Source organism: Nonomuraea sp. NPDC048901 (assembly GCF_040649695.1).
GTDB lineage: Bacteria > Actinomycetota > Actinomycetes > Streptosporangiales > Streptosporangiaceae > Nonomuraea.
Genome location: NZ_JBEZFW010000015.1, coordinates 235826 through 253421, shown reverse-complemented (window position 1 = coordinate 253421; position 17596 = coordinate 235826). Strand labels below are relative to the sequence as shown.

Sequence of the window (17596 nt, the reverse complement as noted above, 5' to 3'; positions counted from 1 at the left end):
AGATGGGGGGTCAGGATTTGGGGGCGAGTTCGCCGGCGAAATGGCAGGCGGCCCGCTGGCCGGTGGCCGTGAGGGTGAGCTGAGGGTCGACCTCGGTACAGATCGTCCGCTCCGGGTTCGCCAGCGGGCCGATCGGGCACCTGGTACGGAACCGGCATCCGGAGGGCGGGTTCGCCGGGCTGGGCAGATCACCGGGCAGCACGATGCGCTCGCGCGAGCGCGCCGAGACCGTGGGGACGGGCGACGACGACAGCAGGGCCGCGGTGTAGGGGTGCTGCGGGTTGCCGTAGACGTCGGCGGCGTCGCCGTGCTCCACGATCCGGCCGAGGTACATCACCGCGACGGTGTCGCTGAGGTGACGCACGACCGACAGGTCATGGGCGATGAACAGGTAGCCGAGCCCGAGTTCGTTCTGCAGCTTCTCCAGCAGGTTGATGATCTGCGCCTGGATCGACATGTCCAGCGCCGAGACCGGCTCGTCGAGGATGAGCGCGCGCGGCTGCCGGGCCAGCGCGCGGGCGATGCCGATCCGCTGGCGCTGGCCGCCGGAGAACGCGTGGGGGTAGCGGTCGAGGTACTCGGGGCGGAGCCCGACCTGCGTCATCAGGGATCGCGCCTCGTCCTCGCGCTCCCGCCGGCCGATGCCTCTGAACGCGAGCGCCTCGGCCAGCGACTGCCGGATGGTGCGGCGCGGGTTCAGCGACGCGTACGGATCCTGGAAGAGGTACTGCACCGAGGAGCGGACCCGGCCCAGATCCTCCTCGCCCAGCCCACTCACGTCGGCGCCGTCGATGAGGATCGACCCGTCCGCGACCTGGTTGATGCCGACGATGCTGCGCGACAGCGTCGACTTGCCGCAGCCGCTCTCGCCCACGAGCCCGAGCGTGCGGCCCTGGTGCACCGTCAGGCTCACCGAGTCGACGGCGTACACGGGTGGCTCGCGGTGGAACAGCCCGCGCCGCCGGGATCCGACGTCGACCTTCAGGTCCCGTACCTCCAGCACGGCCGTGGCCGCAGGGGGAACGGCCTGCTCGGTCTGTACGGTGACGGTGGGTTCGTCCTCCACAGGCGCGGCGGGTTCGTTGACCGAGATGTCCACGGCCCGCTGGGCGACGAAGCAGGCCGCCGCCTGACCCGCGTCACCGATCTGGAGCAACGCCGGTGGCTCCTGCTCGCAGGCTTCCTCGGTGAAACGGCACCGAGGGGCGAACGGGCAGCCGGGTGGCGGCGCGGCGGGGTCGGGCGGCGCTCCCGGGATCGCGGGCAGCGGCCGGCCGATCCGGTCGTCGTCGAGGCGGGGCATGGCCGCCAGCAACGCCGCCGTGTAGGGGTGGCGCGGACGCTCGAAGACCTGCTCGACGGTCCCCTTCTCGACCGTGCGGCCGCCGTACATGACGACGACGTCCGTGCAGAGCTCGGCCACCACTCCCATGTCGTGGGTGATGATCGCGATGGCGATGCCCAGCTCGGTGCGGAGCCTGGCCAGCAGGCGCAGGATCTGCGCCTGGATGGTGACGTCGAGAGCCGTGGTCGGCTCGTCCGCGACCAGCAGCGCGGGGTCGTTGGCCAGGGCGATCGCGATGACGACGCGCTGGCGCATGCCGCCGGAGAACTGGTGCGGATAGTGGTTGATCTTCGTCTGGACGTCAGGGATGCCGACCTGCTCCAGGAGTTCGATCGCGCGCTCGCGCGCCGCCCGCTTGTCGACGCCGTGTACCGTCATGGCCTCGACGATCTGGTCGCCCACCTTCATGACGGGGTTGAGCGCGGACTGCGGGTCCTGGAAGACCATCGCCACCTTGCTGCCGCGCCGGCGCCGCATCTCGCGTTCGGGCAGCGTGAGCAGGTCCTCGCCGTCGAAGCGGATGGAGCCGGCGACGACCTCGCCCGGCGGGCGGAGCATGCGCATGATCGATCGGGCCGTCACCGACTTGCCCGAGCCGGACTCGCCGACGATGCCCAGCACGTCGCCCGGGTAGATGTCGAAGCTGACGTCGTTGACGGCCTTGACGCCGCCCTTCTTCAGGCGGAACTCCGTACGCAGGCCCTCGACCCGCAGGAGCGGCATGCCCTTGCCCGTCGCCGGCAGCGGTGACTCGGTGGTGTTGGGGGAGGTCATCGGCGGTTCACCGCCTCGTTGAGCGCGTCCGACAGCAGGCTGAAGCCGATCGCGAGCAGGAGAAGGAGCAGGGCGGGGCCGATGATGTACGTCGGCGCCTGGGTGACGAAGCGCAGGCCGTTGTTCAGCAGCACGCCGAGCGAGGGCGTCGGCGGCTGCACGCCGAGGCCGACGATGCTCAGTCCGGCCTCGATGTAGACGCCGACGACCATCCAGACGGCGCCGTTGACGACGATCGCGTCCATCGCGTTCGGCAGGACGTGGCGGACGAGCAGCTGCCGGCGCGAGACGCCGATCACCCGGGCGGCCAGGACGTACTCCCTGCTCTGCTGGCTCAGCCACGCGCCGCGGGCCAGGCGCCCGGCGGTGGGCAGGCCGCTGATCAGAATCGTCAGGAAGAGCGCCGGCCAGCCCGGCTGGAGGATGGCGACCAGGCAGATCCCCAGGATCAGGCCGGGGAAACCGATGATCACGTCGAGCAGTCGCTGCACGGCGGCGCCCAGGCGTTCGGAGATCGCGCCGGTCAGACCGAGTAGCGTGCCGATCGCCATGCTGAGGGGGACCGCGGTGAGGATGAGGCTCAGGTCGATGCGCAGGCCGTAGACGCTGCGGACGAAGATGTCCCGGCCGAACTCGTCGACGCCGAAGATGTGCGCGCCCGACATCCCGGTCAGCGACTGCGGGCCCTGCTGGTCGTAGCCCCCGGGGAACAGCACGGGCGCCAGCAGGGCGGCCAGTCCCAGGAGGAGGAGCATCGACAGCCCGACCACGCCCTTCGGTGTACGGAAGGCGGACAGGTAGCGAGCCAGGGTCGGGTTCAGCCGACGGCGGGCCTGTGGCGGCGCCGCGTCGGAGGTGGTCAGGGGAAGGTCTGCCATCCCTACTCTCCCAGTTTGATGCGCGGGTCGAGGGCCGCCAGGACGACCTCGGTGAGGATCTGACAGATCACCGCCACGAAGACGATGGCGAGGATCAGTACCTGCAGCACGGTGAAGTCGCGGGTCTGCACGCTGGAGACGGCCAGCTGGCCGAGGCCGTTGCGGTTGAAGATCGCCTCGATGATGACCGCGCCGGCCAGCAGGTTGCCCACCTGGAGCCCGACGGCGACGACCGCCGTGCCCACGCTGTTGCGCAGCACGTGCCGGACGGTGATCCGCGCGGCCGACGCGCCCTTGCTCAGCGCCAGGTCGACGTAGTCCTCGTTCTTGGCGGCGAGCATCTCCGCCTGCAACAGGCGGGCGACGACCGCCGCCGAGGGCAGGGCCAGCGCGATGGCCGGCAGGATCAGGAACTGGAAGCCGATCACCGGATCGTCGACGAAGCTGACCTCGCCGCTGACGGGCAGCCAGCGGTTCAGTACGCCGAAGACGAGGATCAGCGCCAGCCCGGTGAGGAACGACGGGATGGCGACGAAGAAACTGTTGATCAGGTCGAGGCCGGCCCGCGCCCAGCGGCGTCTGGCGGAGCCGACCAGGACTCCCAGGAGCGTTCCACCCAGGATGACCAGCAGCGTCGCGAACACCGACAGCTCCACGGTGCTCTTGAGCCGGTCGCCGATCAGGCTCGCGACGCTGCGGTGCAGGAGGTAGGACTCTCCGAGGTCGCCCTGGAGGAGCCCGGCGATCCAGTCCCAGTACTGGAGCACCAGGGGCCGGTCCAGCCCCAGCTGCTCCCGGATCGCGGCGATGGTGGCCGCGGTCGGATCCGTGCCGGCGAGGGTGACGGCGACATCCCCCGGTGCCAGGCGAGGCAGGGCGAAGGCGACGATCGAGCTCGCGAAGAGCACGAACACCAGCGATGGGATCTTGCGTATCAGGAACCGGACCATCGTCTCGATACCGCCAGTCGGTCTAGAGGTCGATTACTTGGACAGCCAGGCCCGGCTGATGTCGAGGAAGCCCATCTGGGTCGGCGCGAGGCCGTTCAGGGCGTTGGAGCGCACCGTGAGGGTGGGGCGCGTGATCAGCGGGAGCACGAACGCCTGGTCGGCGAAGTAGGCGCTGTAGTCGTGGAGCGCCTTCTGCTGGTCGGGCGTGGTGCTGGCGGTGGTGACCGCCTTCACGAGCTTGGTGTACTCGGGGCTCTTGAAGTGCGAGACGTTCTCGTCCGCCAGCAGCTCCGGGCGGCTCACGACGGCGCTGGCCGGCGAGAGGCCGTTGCTGTTCATCATCAGGAAGGCGGGCGTGCCCATGTCCTTGGCCGCGACCTTGGCGTCATAGTCGGCCGTGGCGATGACCGGCTTGGCCTCCAGCCCGACGGCGGCCAGGTTGTTCTTGACGATCTGGAAGACTCCGGTGGCCTCGGGCGTGTTCAGCATGGTCACCTCGAACGAGGTGCCCGCCTTCACACCCGCCGCGGCCAGCATCTGCTTGGCCTTGTCCGGCTGGTAGGTGTACTGCTTGGTCTGCGCGGCGTCGTAGCCGATCGTGGAGGGCCGCCACGGCAGGTTCGTCGCCTGGGCCTGCCCGCCTTCGACCTGCTGCACGATGCGGTCGCGGTCGATCGCGTAGTGGATCGCCTGGCGCACGGCCTTGTTGTCGAACGGCGGCTTGGTCACGTCGAACCCGAGCGGGATCGCCGCGCCGCCGGAGGACACGAGGGAGAAGCCCGGCTGCTGGCTCAGGCTTCGCGCGTCCAGCCCCGCCAGGCCGACGCCGTACTGGACCCGGCCGCTGCGGATGGCCGCGACCATCGCCGTCGGGTCCTTGATGAGGTTGACCTCGATGCTGTCCAGGCGGGTGTTCTGGACATCGCGGTACTTGGCGTACTTGGTGAGCTGGAGCTTGCCGCCCGGGGTCCACGACTTCCACTCGAAGCGCCCGGTGCCGTCCACCTTGGTGCCGGCCGCGTAGTCGGCGTAGGCGTCCTTGTTCGGGATCGGCATCGTCTCGAAGAGGTCGAAGATGTTCGGCAGCGGCTGCTTGAAGGTGAGCGTCAGCTCGTAGTCGCCCTTCGCCTTCATCTCGGAGATCTGCGCGGCGATCGACTGGTTGGCCGCCCCGGTCTTCGGGTCCTGGACCTTCTCGATGGCGAAGGTGACGTCGGCCGCGGTCAGCTTGCGGCCGCTGTGGAAGGTCACGTCGTCACGGAGCTTGATGTCCATGCTCTTGCCGTCGGGAGCCAGGGTCCACGACTTGGCCAGGACACCGTTGGGCTGCCCGGTCTTGGTATCGATAAGGGTCAGCGTCTCGAAAACGGCGTACTCCCACAGGATGTTGCCGAAGGAGGTCTTGAGGAAGGAGCCCGGCTCGGCTTCTGTGGTCTGCCCGACGACCAGGTTGCCGCCCTGGGTGGCCGGGCCGGCGGAGGCGGAGTTCCCCGGGGCGCCCTGGGTGGCGGCGCTGCACGCGGCGGACGCGAGCAGCGCCGCGCCGGCAGCGCTTGCTGTGAGCCGGCGGCGCCAATTCGTCACTGACATCGATACTCCTCGAGACGTTCTGGGGGGTGTGTATGCCGGGGTGTCGGGAATTGTACAGTCGGCCCGATTTGTCCCCTGGCGAGGAGCATGGTTCGCGACTCAGACAGGCACAACCCGCCGCTTTTAGTTTTGTTCCCGTCATAAAGGGAGCGTTTTCGGTACGGCCACGCCATCCGTAGCCGAGGACGGCCGAGATGATCACCAGGTGCCGAACGGGTGTCGGCAGCGTGATCGCCAGGCATTCGCACCGTCGCGTCACCGTCCTTCAGGTGGTGGCCTCACACCCTAGGACCGGAGGATTCCGACGTACCCCCGCACCGGTTCGCTCACCGGAACAGCCCATCCGTGGTCCCCGCCCCTGCTCGCCGGTTCACTGACCGAGACGGGGCGCCACGCCGGTCGGCCGGAGCCGGGTAGCCTCCGGGATCATGCCTCTGACATACGCGTTCATCGAGTACGGCGGTCCGGACGTCCAGCGTTTCCTGGACGTTCCCGCGCCCGAGCCGGGCGAGGGCGAGGTGCTCGTCGAGGTGCGCGCGGCCGGCGTCAACCCGGTGGACTGGAAGGTCCGTGAGGGCATGCACCGTGCCTTCCTGCCGCTGCGGCTGCCCGCGACCCTCGGCCGCGAGGTCGCGGGGACCGCGGTGCGGACCGGCCCCGGAGTGGCCGGCCTCGCCGCCGGTGACCGGGTCTTCGGCAGTACGGTCGGCGGCAGCGGCGGGTACGCCGAGCTGGCGCTGCTGCCGGCCGCCAAGGCGGCGCGCATGCCGGACGGACTGTCGTTCACGGACGCGGCGGCGCTGCCGATCGCGGCGGGCACCGCCTATGAGAGCCTCGCCGAGCTCGGCCTGGCTCCGGGGCAGAGGCTGCTGATCCTGGGCGCCGGTGGGGGAGTGGGCACGATCGCGGTCCAGCTCGCGGCCATGGACGGAGTCGCCGTCGTGGGCACCGCGAGCGCGGCGAAGCGCGCGTTTCTCCTGTCCCTCGGCGCCACAGCGGTGGCCTATGACCGCGACGACGTCGCCGATAGGCTCCGCGATCTACTTCCGGCGGGCGCCGACGCCGTGCTCGACCTGGTCGGTGGTGACGCGCTGACCGGCGTGGCGGGCGTGATCACCGAACGGACACGGGTGACCACCGTGGCCGACGAGAAGATCGCCGCCCGCTTCGGCGCGCGCCCGCTGAAGCGGACGGGTGGTACGGGGACGCTGCCGGCCTTGGCCGAGCTCGTGGCCGCCGGGAAGCTGGATCCGTGTGTCGGCCGGGTGTTTCCGCTGGCCAAGGCGGCTGAGGCGTTGGCGCTGGTGGAGTCCGGCCACGTGTCCGGCAAGGTCGTGCTCGACGTCGCCGGGCGTCGCTGAGACTCACTTACGCTTACGCCGGCGGCTCGTTGAGAGCCGTGCTCACCACTCCGCGCAGAGCCGTTCGGTCGCGCGGAAGGCGAGGGCCATGATCGTCAGAACCGGGTTGACGCCGCCGTTGGTGACGTGCACCGAGGCGTCCACGACGTAGAGGTTGTCATGGCCGTGGACCCGGCCCCACCGGTCGACGACCGACGTCCGCTCGTCGTCGCCCATCCGGCACGTGCCCGACTGATGCTGTCCGCCGTGCAACGCCAAGGGAACCGGCCCGCTCCACGTCCGGCGCGCGCCCGAGGCGACGAGCCATTCGCGGGCCCGTTCCCGGAGGTGGGCGGCGGTCCGCAGGGTCTCGGGATGGGTCGTGCCGGACAGGCGGGCGACGGGGATGCCCCAGCGGTCGCGTACATGGCGGTCGAGCCGGGTCCGCGCGTGCGGGCTGGGGATCTCCTGGACCGGCCCTCCCACACGCATGACACGCCGGTAATTGTCGCGCATGTACCGCTTGTTGAGCGCGCCCCAGCGGGGCAGGTCCGGCGGCAGGTTCCGCGCCCAGAAGGCGATGGGCAGCACCGTGAACTCGTCCGCGAGCATCGCACCACCGACGACGCCGTCGTTGTGATGCGCGAAGTCGAGCGTCGCGACCGAGACCCCGGGGCCGCGTCCGTCGTGCATGGGCTCGTCCATCTCGGCCAGCGCCCACACGTAGGCGTGGCCCTGCAGATGTCGCCCCACCTGATCGTGGTTGTTGCCCAGCCCGTACGGCTCGCGCCGGGTCGGTGAGTTCTGCAGCAGCCGGGCGGTCTCGATCGCGCCGGCGGCGCAGACCACCACCTCGGCCTCGACCACGTGACGTGCTCCCGAGCGGTCCACCCAGCGGACGCCGGTGACGCGGCCCCCAGCGTCGCAGATGACGCGTTCGGCGACGGCCTCCGGCTGCAGCCGGGCGTGGCCGGTGGCGAGCGCGCGGCGCAGGACGGTGTTGTGCGAGCCGTTCTTGGCGTCCACCGGGCAGGCGAAGCCGACGCAGTGCTGGCAGCGGGTGCAGGCGGCCCGCTCGGCGTACGGCACCGAGTTGATCAGCAGCGGCACCGGCAGCACGTCCCAGCCGAGGGCGGCCGCGCCCCGCCGCAGCGCCCTGGCCTGCGGGCCCTCGGGAAGCGGGGGCATCGGGTATGCCTTCGCGCGCGCCCAGTGACGGCTGCTCGCCGCGTGGTCGCCGCACACCCCGATCTCCCATTCGGCGCGCTCGTAGTGGGGTGCCAGGTCGTCGTAGCCGATGGGCCAGTCGGCGAGGCTGCTGCCCGCGGGGACGCCGTACGTGCCGGCCATCGTGAAGTCAGCGGGCAGGAAGCGCCACGCCTGGGCCCCGTAGAGCCGGGTGCCGCCGCCGACCAGCGTGGCGTTGCCGTGGAAGCCCGGCTCGTGTGCTCGTACCAGCTGCTCGCGGCCCGTCATGTCGACGGCGACGCGTGGGCTCCCCTCGAGGTCCGGTCCGGACCGGTGCGGATAGCGGGCGATCCGGTGATTGCGCAGGTGGTCGCGGCCGATCTGCTCGTAGGTGAGGTCGCGACCGCGCTCCAGGACGAGCACCCGCTTGCCCGCCTGAGCGAGGACCGCGGCGGCCACCCCGCCGCCGGCGCCCGACCCGATCACCACCGCGTCCACCCGCTCGCCCCGCCCGGCGTCTTCCCGCATCAGTCGCTCACCTCGAACCCGATCATCCGCCATGAGACGGCGTCGTGGTTGCCGCCATTGCCCGGATCGCCGTAGAAGCCCTCCATGACGTGCTCCACCACCGTGCTCACGAACGCCGGCGCGTCGAACGGCCACGGCGTGCGCGTCTCCCCGGCTTCGACGGCGCGCAGCAGAGCCTCCCGCCGGTCGGGTTCGAGCAGGCCGAACCGCACGCCGTACGTCTGGCCGGCCTCGGCGTCGAGGGCGTCGAGGCCGGCGCCGTAGTACGCGCGCAGACCCGCCAGGTCGCGCCCGAACTGCCCCTCGAGGTAGTCGAGGACACCGGCCTCGACGCCGCCCGGATGCTCGTCGGCGGGGACGATCGTGTCGACGACCGCGCTCAGGGTCGCGACCTGTAAAGCGGTCAGGTCCGCCATCACGGTCAGCTCTCGAAGCGGCCCGCCGGACGCTCACACGTGCTCTCCAAGGTGACGACCTGCGCGGATCCGTCGATCGCGGAAAGCGCCTCGAGCACATGGAAGGCGAACGCGGCGTTGGCGCGGTGCGGGCCGCCCTCGATCGCGTCGGCCAGATCCCGTACGCCGAGCCCCCGGCGGGCCTGCTCCTTGGTGCCGACCGCGCCGAACAACTCCACGACCGGCGGCAGGACGGTCCAGTCCGCCTCGCCGTGCCGCCGCACCCGGACGTCGCCGTCGAAGTGGTTGGGGTTGGGCACCGACAGCGTGCCTTCGGTGCCGTAGATCTCGATGGCGGGCAGATCGCTGTCCCAGACGTCGAAGCTCATCAGCGTCGTGCCGATGACCCCGGAATCGAAGACGAGGACGCCTGAGGCGTGGGTGGCCACCTCGACGTCGATGTGGTCCACGGCCCGGTCCGGCGCGGTCACCGTGCGTACGGGGGCGCCGATGCGGGCGGCCCCCGCCACGGACCTGATGGGGCCGAGCAGGTTCACCAGTATGGCGAGGTAGTACGGGCCCATGTCCAGCACCGGGCCGCCGCCGGCCTGGAAGAGGAAGCGCGGGTCCGGATGCCAGGTCTCGGCCTTGCTGTGCCGGATGAACGCCGACGCGCCGATGGGCTCGCCGATCAGCCCGTCGTCGAGCGCCTTGCGCGCGGTCTGGCTGGCGCTGCCGAGGAAGGTGTCCGGGGCCGAGCCCAGAACGCGCCCGCTGGCCGCGGCCGCCGCCAGCACCGTCTTCGCGTCGGCGACGGTCGTGGCGATCGGCTTCTCGACGTAGACGTGCTTGCCGGCGTCGAGCGCCCGCATGATGGTGCTCGCGTGGTGCGCCGGCGGGGTCAGGTTCACCACGATGTCGATCGAGTCGTCACCGTAGAGCTCGTCGGCGTCCCCCCACCCCGGGATGCCGTGCTCGCCGGCGGCCCGCTTGGCCCGGTCGACGTCGATGTCGCCGACGCGGACGATCTCGAGCTCCGGGTAGCGGGCCATGCCGGTGACGTACCGGCCGAAGATGTTGCCGCTGCCGAGGATGCCGATGCGGTGGTGTGTCGCCATGTTTTCGCTGTCCTTCCTTAGGGGATTCAAAGGTGCCTGATCGTGAGGGCCTGCCTCACATGCGTGCTGGGGCCCGCTCGACCACGGTCCAGGCGAGGCTGTCGTCGGCACGCAGCACCGCGTCGATCAGGTGCGCCGAGCGGACACCGTCCGCGGCCGTCGGCAGTCCCTCCACCTGGTGGCCGGCCATGGCCGAGTAGGCGTCGTCGACGAACGCGCGGAAGCAGTCGCCGTACCCCTGGGAGTGTCCCGACGGAAGCGTGGCCAGGCGGCGCTGCTCGGCCGAGCCCCGGCCCGGGTCCCGTACGACCAGCCGGGCGCCGTAGGCGTCGCCGAGCCACACCGACTCGGGGTTCTCCTGGTCGAACACGGCGCTGCCGTCCGCGCCGTCGAGCTCGAACCAGAGGCGGTTCTTGCGTCCGGCGGAGACCTGTGACACCGTCAGCGAGCCCAGGACCCCGTCGGCCGTCCGCAGCAGGACGGCGGCGACGTCCTCGGTCGAGACCGGCCGCAGTTCGTCCGCTGCCGCTCCGTTCGTCCCGCTCTCCGGACCGTCCGGACTGCTCGTTTCACTGCTTGTTCCACTGTCCGGACCATTCGCACTAAAAGTGTTGCCGCTGCCCGCCGGGCGCGCCGGGATGGTGACGCCGAGCCGGGCCGTCACCTCGTGGAACCGTACCCCGGCCACCCACTCGACGAGGTCGCACCAGTGCGACCCGATGTCGGCGAAGGCGCGGGAGGGCCCGCCCCGCGCGGCGTCGACGCGCCAGTTCGTGGTGCCGGTGTCGAGCATCCAGTCCTGCAGGTAGCTGCCGTGCAGGAGTTGCCAGGCGCCGAAGTCGCCGCTCATCCGGCGGGCCCGGATCTCGCGTACCAGGGGGTGGTAGCGGTAGACGTACGGGACGGCGAGCGTCCGGCCGGTCTCGGCGGACACCGCGGCGAGCCGCTCGGCGTCGGCGAGCGACGTCGCGATCGGCTTTTCGCAGATCACGTGCTTGCCGGCCCGCAACGCCGCCGCCGCCTGGTCGGCGTGCAGCGCGTTCGGCGTGCAGATGTGCACCACGTCGACCGCGTCATCGGCGAGTACGGCCGCCAGGTCCGGGTAGCGCGCCGGGACGTTCCACTCGTCGGCGAGCGCGGCCGAACGGCTCGGGGTGGAGCCGACGACGCCGCGCACGGTCGCGCCGACGCCGCGCACGGCCGCCGCGTGTACCGAACCGATGAAGCCGGCGCCGACGATCACGGCTTGAATATGCGGATGCGCCACGTTCAGACCTCCGGACGGGTGTATTGCCGTATAAGAGCATGATTGAGGCCATTGACAGCCACAAGATGCCGTCTTTAGTTTCGTCGCATGCAAAAAGACGACGAGCACGGGCCGACACCTGTGGCCATCGCGCTGCGCAAGGTGCTCCGTATGATCGCCACCGGCGAGGCGACCAGCCGCGCGGCTATCGCGCGGCTCACCGGACTGGCCCGATCGACGGTGAGCCAGCAGGTGGACAGGCTGATCGAGCTCGGCATCGTCGAGGAGACCGAGTCGAGCCAGTCCGTACGCGGGCGGCCGCCACGAGCGCTCACCATCAGCCCGCGCGCCGGCACCATCGCCGTGGCCGACGTGGACGTCTCCGCGACCCAGCTGGCGATCGCCGACCTCAGCGGCACCGTCATCGCCCGCGACACCGTGGACATGTCAGTCGACGGCGGCCCCGAGAAGCTGCTGGCCGTGGTGGCGGAGCGGCTGCGCTCGATGCTCGACGAGCACGACCACGATCCGGCTCGGGTGCGCCACGTCGTCGCCGGCCTGCCCGCACCGGTCGACTTCCAGCGCGGCTGCGCGGTACGCCCGCCGATCATGCCCGGATGGGACGCCTACCCCGTCGGGGACTACCTGCGCGGGCAGTTCGGCGCCGCGGTCACGGTGGACAACGACGTGAACCTGATGGCCCTGGGCGAGGCGACCCAGGAGATGGCCGACACGCCCCTGCTGTTCATCAAGGTCGCCTCGGGCATCGGCGCCGGCATCGTGACGGCCGACGGCTCGGTACATCGCGGCGCCGACGGCGCGGCCGGCGACATCGGGCACATTCGGGCGCCCACGCGCCGCGACGTCGTCTGCAGATGCGGCAAGACCGGCTGCCTGGAGGCAGTGGCCAGCCATCGCGCGGTCCTGGCCGACCTCGGCATCACGCCGTCCTCGTTCGACGACCGGCTGCACGCCTCGCGCGAGCTGGCCCGCCTGGTCGCCGACAGCGACACCAGCGCACTGCACCGCATCCGCCAGGCGGCCACCGACATCGGCGAGGTGGTGGCGATGCTGATCCACACGCTGAATCCGCGCACGCTGGTGCTCGGCGGCCCGTTGAGCGAGCTGCAGGACGAGATCCTGTCGGGGGTACGCGCCGCGGTGTACGAACAGGCGTTGCCGCTGGCCACGCGCAAACTCATCATCATGCCGAGCCAGCTCGGCGCCGACGCGGGGATCTTCGGCGCGATCGCGCTGGCCAGCCGGGAGGCCTTCAGCCAGGCGGGGGTGGGCCGCCTGCTCGCCGAGGCATGACCGTTCGTAAGGTGTCCGGGCTCATGCCGCTTTGGCCGCCCGATCGCGCGGCGGCTCGGCTAGGCCGATGCGCCGATCACGTCCCTGGCGCCCTGTCGGTCGGCGGCTGCCGGCTCTGTGGCCGGCCCATGGCCTGGAACTCGGGATGCCCGGCCAGATAATCCGGTCCATACAGCAGGTACGCCAGTACCACGCAGTGCCACGGCGCCCAGGGACCGGACAAGCGCAGCGGATCCTCTCCCTGAAGCAGCACCGTGAACGCATAGCCGCTCGGCGCCGGCCACAGCTCCATGACCCAGTCAAGCGGCCAACCGCGCCACTGGTTGCCCATGAACGCCAGGACGCGCTGATTGGTCACCAGAGTCTGCGCCCAGCCGAGCGGCCGCCACTGTTCTCGCGCCTGTCGCTCTGCCCGCGCCCGCCGGATGGAGTTGCCCACCAGGTTGGCCGCGAACCCGGCCGCCATCACGGCTGGATGGCCGAAGACCATGCGGTTCTGCTCGTAGGTGACGTCCATTCCGCACCAGGTCTCGTGCATCAACTGGGTGTCGCCGTGGACCACCTCGTAGGCGTTGAGCCGCACGTTGCCGGCGGAGAACGTCGGTAACGGACTTCCCGCCAGTACGGAGGCGCGCAGGACGCAGGAGTCATGCCAGCCCTGCGCGGCCGCGGAATCTGGAGATGGATTCACCGGTTCCTCGCTATGTCGATAGATGATCAGATGAAGCCGTCGAAAAGCACCTGCGGAAGCCCGGCGACGAAGGCGCTGAAACCGCCATCGCGATCTCTTCACTCCGCCGGACGGCTGTGCTCCCAGGCGATGGTGAACAGCTGCGACGCGTAGTCGTACAGCACCCCGGGCCGGTGGGCGACGATGCACGGCGAGTTGCGGCCGTGCTCGGCGGGGCGGTACACGGTGAGGTAGACGACGTTGTCGGTGATCACGATGCGGTGGAGGTTCGGCAGGTCGTAGAAGCGCAGCGAGATCGGTCCCCGATGCCGCGTGACCTCGCTGACGTACGCGGCGTTGATCCGCACCTGGTCGGCGAGCAGACCGGGGGAGAAGCCGAGGTCGGCGCGGCGCAGGTCCGACTCTCGCTGTGAGATCCAGTAGTCGTTGCCGCTCGTGGTGTCGGGCAGGAGCACCTGTACGGACGTCAGGCCCTTGCCCGCCGCCTCCCAGACCGGGGCGAAACTGTCGCGCGTCAGCTCGTTGCCCCGGCCGGCGAGGACGCGTACCCATCGCGCGCGGCCCAGCTCGGCCGCCAGATCCTGCGCGGCCAACTGCTGGCGCGGGAGGACGTGGAGCTCTCCCAGACCGGTCAGATGGGCCAGGACGATGGCCGGCCATCGGCGGGAACGCAGGGAGAAGGCCCAGCCGCCGACGATGGTGAGCGCGGTCGCGAACATGGAGCTCACCACGCCGAGCACGAACTCCGCCATGACGTCACGTGCTCGCGGCCGGCAGGTAGGGGAGCAGATGGCGCAGGGTGAGCGCGGCGTGCCGGGCGGCGAGGTCCTGGTGGTCGTCGTTCTTGCCCGCGCTGGAATCGTCGGAGATTCCGCGTACGACGACCCAGCCGCGGACGATCTGGGGGCCGTCCTGCTCGTGGAAGGCCTGGGTCAGGCCGCCGGCCTCCATGTCCACGGCGAGGATCTTGTCGTTGTACGCCTTCAGATACCGGATGATCTCCGACTCGGCGTCCGCGATGACGGCGTCACCCGAGCCGATCGGGCCGGGCAGCACCTGGAAGTGACCTGAGCCGTCGAGAGAGGGGAACTTGGCGGGCTCGCCGTGGGCGGTGAAGAAGGAGTTGACCGCGTGCCCCGTCGTGGCGGGCGCCTTCAGCTCCTCCCCTCTGCGCCGCCGCCCGTGAGGGGTCTCCTTGCGCAGGTCGTAATAGATGACTCGGGTGGTCACCACGACGTCGCGCACTTTGACGTCGCGGTGGATGCCGCCGCCGATTCCCGCCAGTACGACAATGGCCGGGTTGTAATGCCGCCGGAGCTGCTCGAAGGCGACCACGGTCGAGCGCTGCCCCTGCTCCAGGGCGCGGATCGCGACGATCCGGTGGTTCGTCCCCTGAGCGGCTACGGTTCCCTCGAAGAAGGGCAGCGAGCTGTCGGAAACCTGCCGCAGGCCGAGCACTTCGTGGACCGCGCCGGCCTCTTTGCCGAGTATGGTGATGACCCCCACGTCGGCTCGCCTGGCGGATGTCCGGTTCTTTTCGCGGACGGTGACCGTCGCTCCGTCCCCGACGGCGGATTGCCGGATCTTCATGGAGCCGCCGTAATTGATGACGCCGCTGTTGCCGGTCATCATTCGCCTCCCTCGTGCGCCGAGGATTGCTCGGCGTTCTTGTCTGGTTCGCGGCTGTCCGCGCGTACCCGGGCGTTGACGCCCACCGCTGACTGCTTCATTTCGACCTTGCCGCCCATGTTCAGGACGCCGGAATTGATGATGCCGATGGCCCGCCTCTTGAACGCGGAGGTGTCGATCTTGTGGTCTTCGAGGAAGTCCTCGACGGCTTTCAGCAGGCGTTGCTCGATGAGTTTCATGTGGTCGTGGATCGTGACCTCGTCCAATTGCGACTGTCGCCACGGAGTAGATTTCTCCTGTCTGATGCTGAGCTGGGCGCCGATGGCCATTCCGCGACGGGGTTTGAGCAAGCGGTTCTTCCTGGCTCTTACGGCTCCGATCAGGAGCGCGGGCGCCTGGGCCAGACTCCGCACGGCGGCGACCCGGTCGGGGAGAACGCCCAGCTCGCGCAGCGCGGACCGCAGAACCGCGGTCGCGCCGCTCTCGGCGAAGGCGTTCAGCACGTGATATTCGCTGGGGGTTCTGGTCAGCGCGCAGGCGGCGAAGTCGAGGCTCAAGGCCTTGCCTTTCACCGTGACTCTGACGAAGACCGTCGTGACTATTTCACCGGTCAGGCTCGCGCCGATCTCCAGGAAATGGTGTTCGGCCCCGTAGGGGGCGTCGATGATGCTGTTCATCTTGTGCCGGTCGGGTAACTCCCGCAGCCACTCGGCGTGCGGTGGCACGTCGGACTCGGCTATGTACACGCGGTCGTTGACCGTGAATCCGCTCAACGCGTTGGGGTCGTTGGCGTCGCCCATGGGCGCCATGGCCTTTTTCAGATGGTCCACGAGTTCGTGCGCCTGGAAAGCGGGGCCGGCGTACTCGCGCTCCTCCATCGACCTGTGCTCCATGGCGTCCACGACGTTCATGGCCTCCAGCAGCTGAATGGTCAGCGGGGGAAGCCATCGGTGCACGAGCGTGCCGCTACCGACGAAGGGACTCTGATCCTCGTCGATCAAATCCCAGGCCGGTCTCTCCTGTTCCTCTTCCGGGTCCGGTGGTGAAGGTCTGCGGTAGACGACGTACGGGTGCGATTGCTGCTCGGAGATCGCCCGCAGCCGCGGAGAGAGCCTCGCCGGGAGCAACGAGACGGCGTGGTACATGCGGTTGAGACATATCTGATGCGCGGCGCCTCTTCCTCCCACCACGACGGCGATCGAGAGGAGGAGGAGTCCCGCCGTCCCCGCCGTCTCGCCCAGCGGAGCATCGGAGAGTGAGGCGGCCAGGAACACCACGACGATCAGAACGACGCACCCCATGCCGCACAGGCGCAACAAGCGTTCGTGCCGGCGCAACTCCTCGCCCTCGCTCCGCCACCTCGCCCGTCGCAGCCAGTGGTCCGCGATCTCCTTGGCGCGAAGGGGGAGCACCACGAGCGCGCTCCTGAGGAACAGGCGGCCCGACCACCAGAACGCGAGCACGCTGAGGACGACGATGGCGGAGGCGGGGCGGATCATGAGTCCGGCCGTGAACACCGCGAGGACGCCGAGATGCTGCGCCGTCTCCAGCCGCCACGCCAGCCAGGCGTGCCCGACGACGGGCACGAGGTCGAAGCCGTACGAGGGCGCGACCATGTGCCGGGGGTCGTTGTGGACCTTGCGGAGGACGACGGTCCGTAGCTCGGGATCGAGATACACGCCTGTGCACAGATGCCTCGTTGCCGCGTCCTGGCGCAGGGCTCCCGCGTGATCTCTCCCGGATCTGCTCATACCGCCCTCATTTCTAGTTAAGGTCTACTTGACCATAAATGGTGGCGGGTATTGGGTCAAGGTGACCTTAGATATTCTGTGAGCGTGGTGAACCGGGCATCAAAGCATGACGGGACGGTGTCCGCGGCGGTCACCGTGGACTTGGTGATCTTCACGGTGCGCGATGCCAGCCTGCGTGTCCTGCTGATCGAGCGCGGAAAGCCGCCCTTCGAGGGTGGGCTCGCCCTCCCCGGAGGCTACGTGCGGGTCGGCGAGGACCTCGACCAGGCCGCGCTCCGCGAGCTGGCGGAGGAGACGGGCGTCGACGGCCGCGGCCTCTACCTGGAGCAGCTGCGCACGTTCGGGGCCCCCGAACGCGATCCGCGCGGCCGGACCTTCACCGTCGCCTACCTCGCGCTCGGCCCCGACCTGCCCGCGCCGGTCGCGGGCACCGACGCCGCGACCGCCCACTGGGTGCCCGTCGAGACCGCGCTGGCGTCCGAGCTGGCCTTCGACCACCTGACGATCCTCAGGGAAGGGCTCGACCGGGCCCGCTCGAAACTCGAATACACGACGGCGGCGGCGGCGTTCTGCCGCGAGCCCTTCACCATCGCCGACCTGCGGCACATCTACGAGGTCATCTGGGGGTTCCCGCTGGACCCCAGCAACTTCCGCCGCAAGGTGACCAAGGCGGCCGACTTCGTGGTGCCTACCGGAGAGTTGAGCACGCCCGAGATCGGCCGGCCCGCCGCGCTCTACCGCCGGGGCGCGGCCGCGCTGCTGTTCCCGCCCTTGCCGCGGTCGGGCGACGTGGATCGCGACGCCTACCCGTCAACGGTCACCGCCTGACCTGCCGTCCACGACGACCCGTCGCGCGCCG

At 70.0% G+C, this 17596-nt stretch carries 15 protein-coding genes; 3 read left to right on the top strand and 12 right to left on the bottom strand.

What is annotated here, in order from left to right:
• Positions 1-10: 10 nt before the first annotated feature.
• Genes AB0C30_RS41220 through AB0C30_RS41205 form a run of 4 tightly spaced genes read right to left on the bottom strand, consistent with a single transcriptional unit; the run spans position 11 to position 5537 of the window.
• Entirely contained in the window at positions 11-2119 is a 2109-nt protein-coding gene (locus AB0C30_RS41220; protein ID WP_357954322.1) for an ABC transporter ATP-binding protein, read from the bottom strand.
• Positions 2116-2997, bottom strand: coding sequence for an ABC transporter permease (locus AB0C30_RS41215; protein WP_357954319.1), 882 nt, complete (start codon positions 2995-2997; stop codon positions 2116-2118). Before AB0C30_RS41215 ends, AB0C30_RS41220 begins: the two co-directional genes overlap by 4 nt.
• Positions 2998-2999: 2 nt before the next feature.
• Positions 3000-3947: an ABC transporter permease gene (locus AB0C30_RS41210; RefSeq protein ID WP_357954316.1), complete on the bottom strand. Its 948-nt coding sequence runs from the start codon at positions 3945-3947 to the stop codon at positions 3000-3002.
• 33 nt (positions 3948-3980) lie between these two features.
• Positions 3981-5537, bottom strand: a complete 1557-nt coding sequence (locus tag AB0C30_RS41205; protein ID WP_357954314.1) for an ABC transporter substrate-binding protein — start codon at positions 5535-5537, stop codon at positions 3981-3983.
• Positions 5538-5965: 428 nt separating this feature from the next.
• Between AB0C30_RS41205 and AB0C30_RS41200 the strand changes: the two genes are divergently transcribed.
• The gene (locus tag AB0C30_RS41200) at positions 5966-6898 is read left to right on the top strand and encodes an NADP-dependent oxidoreductase (RefSeq protein WP_357954312.1); all 933 of its coding nucleotides are present in this window, start codon (positions 5966-5968) and stop codon (positions 6896-6898) included.
• A gap of 42 nt (positions 6899-6940) precedes the next feature.
• Here AB0C30_RS41200 and AB0C30_RS41195 read toward each other — a convergent pair whose 3' ends face one another.
• From AB0C30_RS41195 to AB0C30_RS41180, 4 genes are read right to left on the bottom strand one after another with little or no spacing between them, the layout of a single operon-like run.
• Complete coding sequence (locus AB0C30_RS41195) at positions 6941-8593, bottom strand: GMC family oxidoreductase (RefSeq protein ID WP_357954311.1); 1653 nt, start codon at positions 8591-8593, stop codon at positions 6941-6943.
• Positions 8593-9009 (bottom strand): gluconate 2-dehydrogenase subunit 3 family protein, encoded by a 417-nt coding sequence (locus AB0C30_RS41190; protein ID WP_357954309.1) that lies wholly within the window; start codon positions 9007-9009, stop codon positions 8593-8595. The genes AB0C30_RS41195 and AB0C30_RS41190 overlap by 1 nt, the downstream gene beginning before the upstream one ends.
• Positions 9010-9014: 5 nt before the next feature.
• Positions 9015-10106, bottom strand: a complete 1092-nt coding sequence (locus AB0C30_RS41185; RefSeq protein WP_357954307.1) for a Gfo/Idh/MocA family oxidoreductase — start codon at positions 10104-10106, stop codon at positions 9015-9017.
• A gap of 55 nt (positions 10107-10161) precedes the next feature.
• Positions 10162-11349 carry a Gfo/Idh/MocA family oxidoreductase gene (locus AB0C30_RS41180; protein ID WP_357954306.1) on the bottom strand — a complete coding sequence of 396 codons (1188 nt, stop codon included), beginning with the start codon at positions 11347-11349 and terminating at the stop codon, positions 10162-10164.
• A gap of 111 nt (positions 11350-11460) precedes the next feature.
• Here AB0C30_RS41180 and AB0C30_RS41175 point away from each other — a divergent pair, with 111 nt between their 5' ends.
• Entirely contained in the window at positions 11461-12666 is a 1206-nt protein-coding gene (locus AB0C30_RS41175; protein ID WP_357954304.1) for an ROK family transcriptional regulator, read from the top strand.
• A 76-nt stretch (positions 12667-12742) separates the two neighbouring features.
• Here AB0C30_RS41175 and AB0C30_RS41170 read toward each other — a convergent pair whose 3' ends face one another.
• From AB0C30_RS41170 to AB0C30_RS41155, 4 genes are all read right to left on the bottom strand, one after another.
• Positions 12743-13357 (bottom strand): hypothetical protein, encoded by a 615-nt coding sequence (locus AB0C30_RS41170; RefSeq protein ID WP_357954303.1) that lies wholly within the window; start codon positions 13355-13357, stop codon positions 12743-12745.
• Between the two features lie 98 nt (positions 13358-13455).
• Entirely contained in the window at positions 13456-14109 is a 654-nt protein-coding gene (locus tag AB0C30_RS41165; RefSeq protein WP_357954301.1) for a hypothetical protein, read from the bottom strand.
• Between the two features lie 4 nt (positions 14110-14113).
• Positions 14114-14989, bottom strand: a complete 876-nt coding sequence (locus tag AB0C30_RS41160; RefSeq protein ID WP_357954299.1) for a hypothetical protein — start codon at positions 14987-14989, stop codon at positions 14114-14116.
• Positions 14986-16737, bottom strand: coding sequence for a hypothetical protein (locus AB0C30_RS41155; protein WP_357954297.1), 1752 nt, complete (start codon positions 16735-16737; stop codon positions 14986-14988). The genes AB0C30_RS41160 and AB0C30_RS41155 overlap by 4 nt, the downstream gene beginning before the upstream one ends.
• Positions 16738-16824: 87 nt before the next feature.
• Between AB0C30_RS41155 and AB0C30_RS41150 the strand changes: the two genes are divergently transcribed.
• Entirely contained in the window at positions 16825-17565 is a 741-nt protein-coding gene (locus AB0C30_RS41150; protein WP_357954296.1) for an NUDIX domain-containing protein, read from the top strand.
• Positions 17566-17596 lie beyond the last annotated feature (31 nt).

What these genes read in the sequence shown, in the direction of transcription:
- AB0C30_RS41220 (WP_357954322.1), bottom strand. Translation starts at nt 2,119, where the DNA reads ATGACCTCCCCCAACACCACCGAGTCACCGCTGCCGGCGACGGGCAAG.
- AB0C30_RS41215 (WP_357954319.1), bottom strand. Translation starts at nt 2,997, where the DNA reads ATGGCAGACCTTCCCCTGACCACCTCCGACGCGGCGCCGCCACAGGCC.
- AB0C30_RS41210 (WP_357954316.1), bottom strand. Translation starts at nt 3,947, where the DNA reads ATGGTCCGGTTCCTGATACGCAAGATCCCATCGCTGGTGTTCGTGCTC.
- AB0C30_RS41205 (WP_357954314.1), bottom strand. Translation starts at nt 5,537, where the DNA reads ATGTCAGTGACGAATTGGCGCCGCCGGCTCACAGCAAGCGCTGCCGGC.
- AB0C30_RS41200 (WP_357954312.1), top strand. Translation starts at nt 5,966, where the DNA reads ATGCCTCTGACATACGCGTTCATCGAGTACGGCGGTCCGGACGTCCAG.
- AB0C30_RS41195 (WP_357954311.1), bottom strand. Translation starts at nt 8,593, where the DNA reads ATGCGGGAAGACGCCGGGCGGGGCGAGCGGGTGGACGCGGTGGTGATC.
- AB0C30_RS41190 (WP_357954309.1), bottom strand. Translation starts at nt 9,009, where the DNA reads ATGGCGGACCTGACCGCTTTACAGGTCGCGACCCTGAGCGCGGTCGTC.
- AB0C30_RS41185 (WP_357954307.1), bottom strand. Translation starts at nt 10,106, where the DNA reads ATGGCGACACACCACCGCATCGGCATCCTCGGCAGCGGCAACATCTTC.
- AB0C30_RS41175 (WP_357954304.1), top strand. Translation starts at nt 11,461, where the DNA reads ATGCAAAAAGACGACGAGCACGGGCCGACACCTGTGGCCATCGCGCTG.
- AB0C30_RS41165 (WP_357954301.1), bottom strand. Translation starts at nt 14,109, where the DNA reads ATGGCGGAGTTCGTGCTCGGCGTGGTGAGCTCCATGTTCGCGACCGCG.
- AB0C30_RS41160 (WP_357954299.1), bottom strand. Translation starts at nt 14,989, where the DNA reads ATGATGACCGGCAACAGCGGCGTCATCAATTACGGCGGCTCCATGAAG.
- AB0C30_RS41155 (WP_357954297.1), bottom strand. Translation starts at nt 16,737, where the DNA reads ATGAGCAGATCCGGGAGAGATCACGCGGGAGCCCTGCGCCAGGACGCG.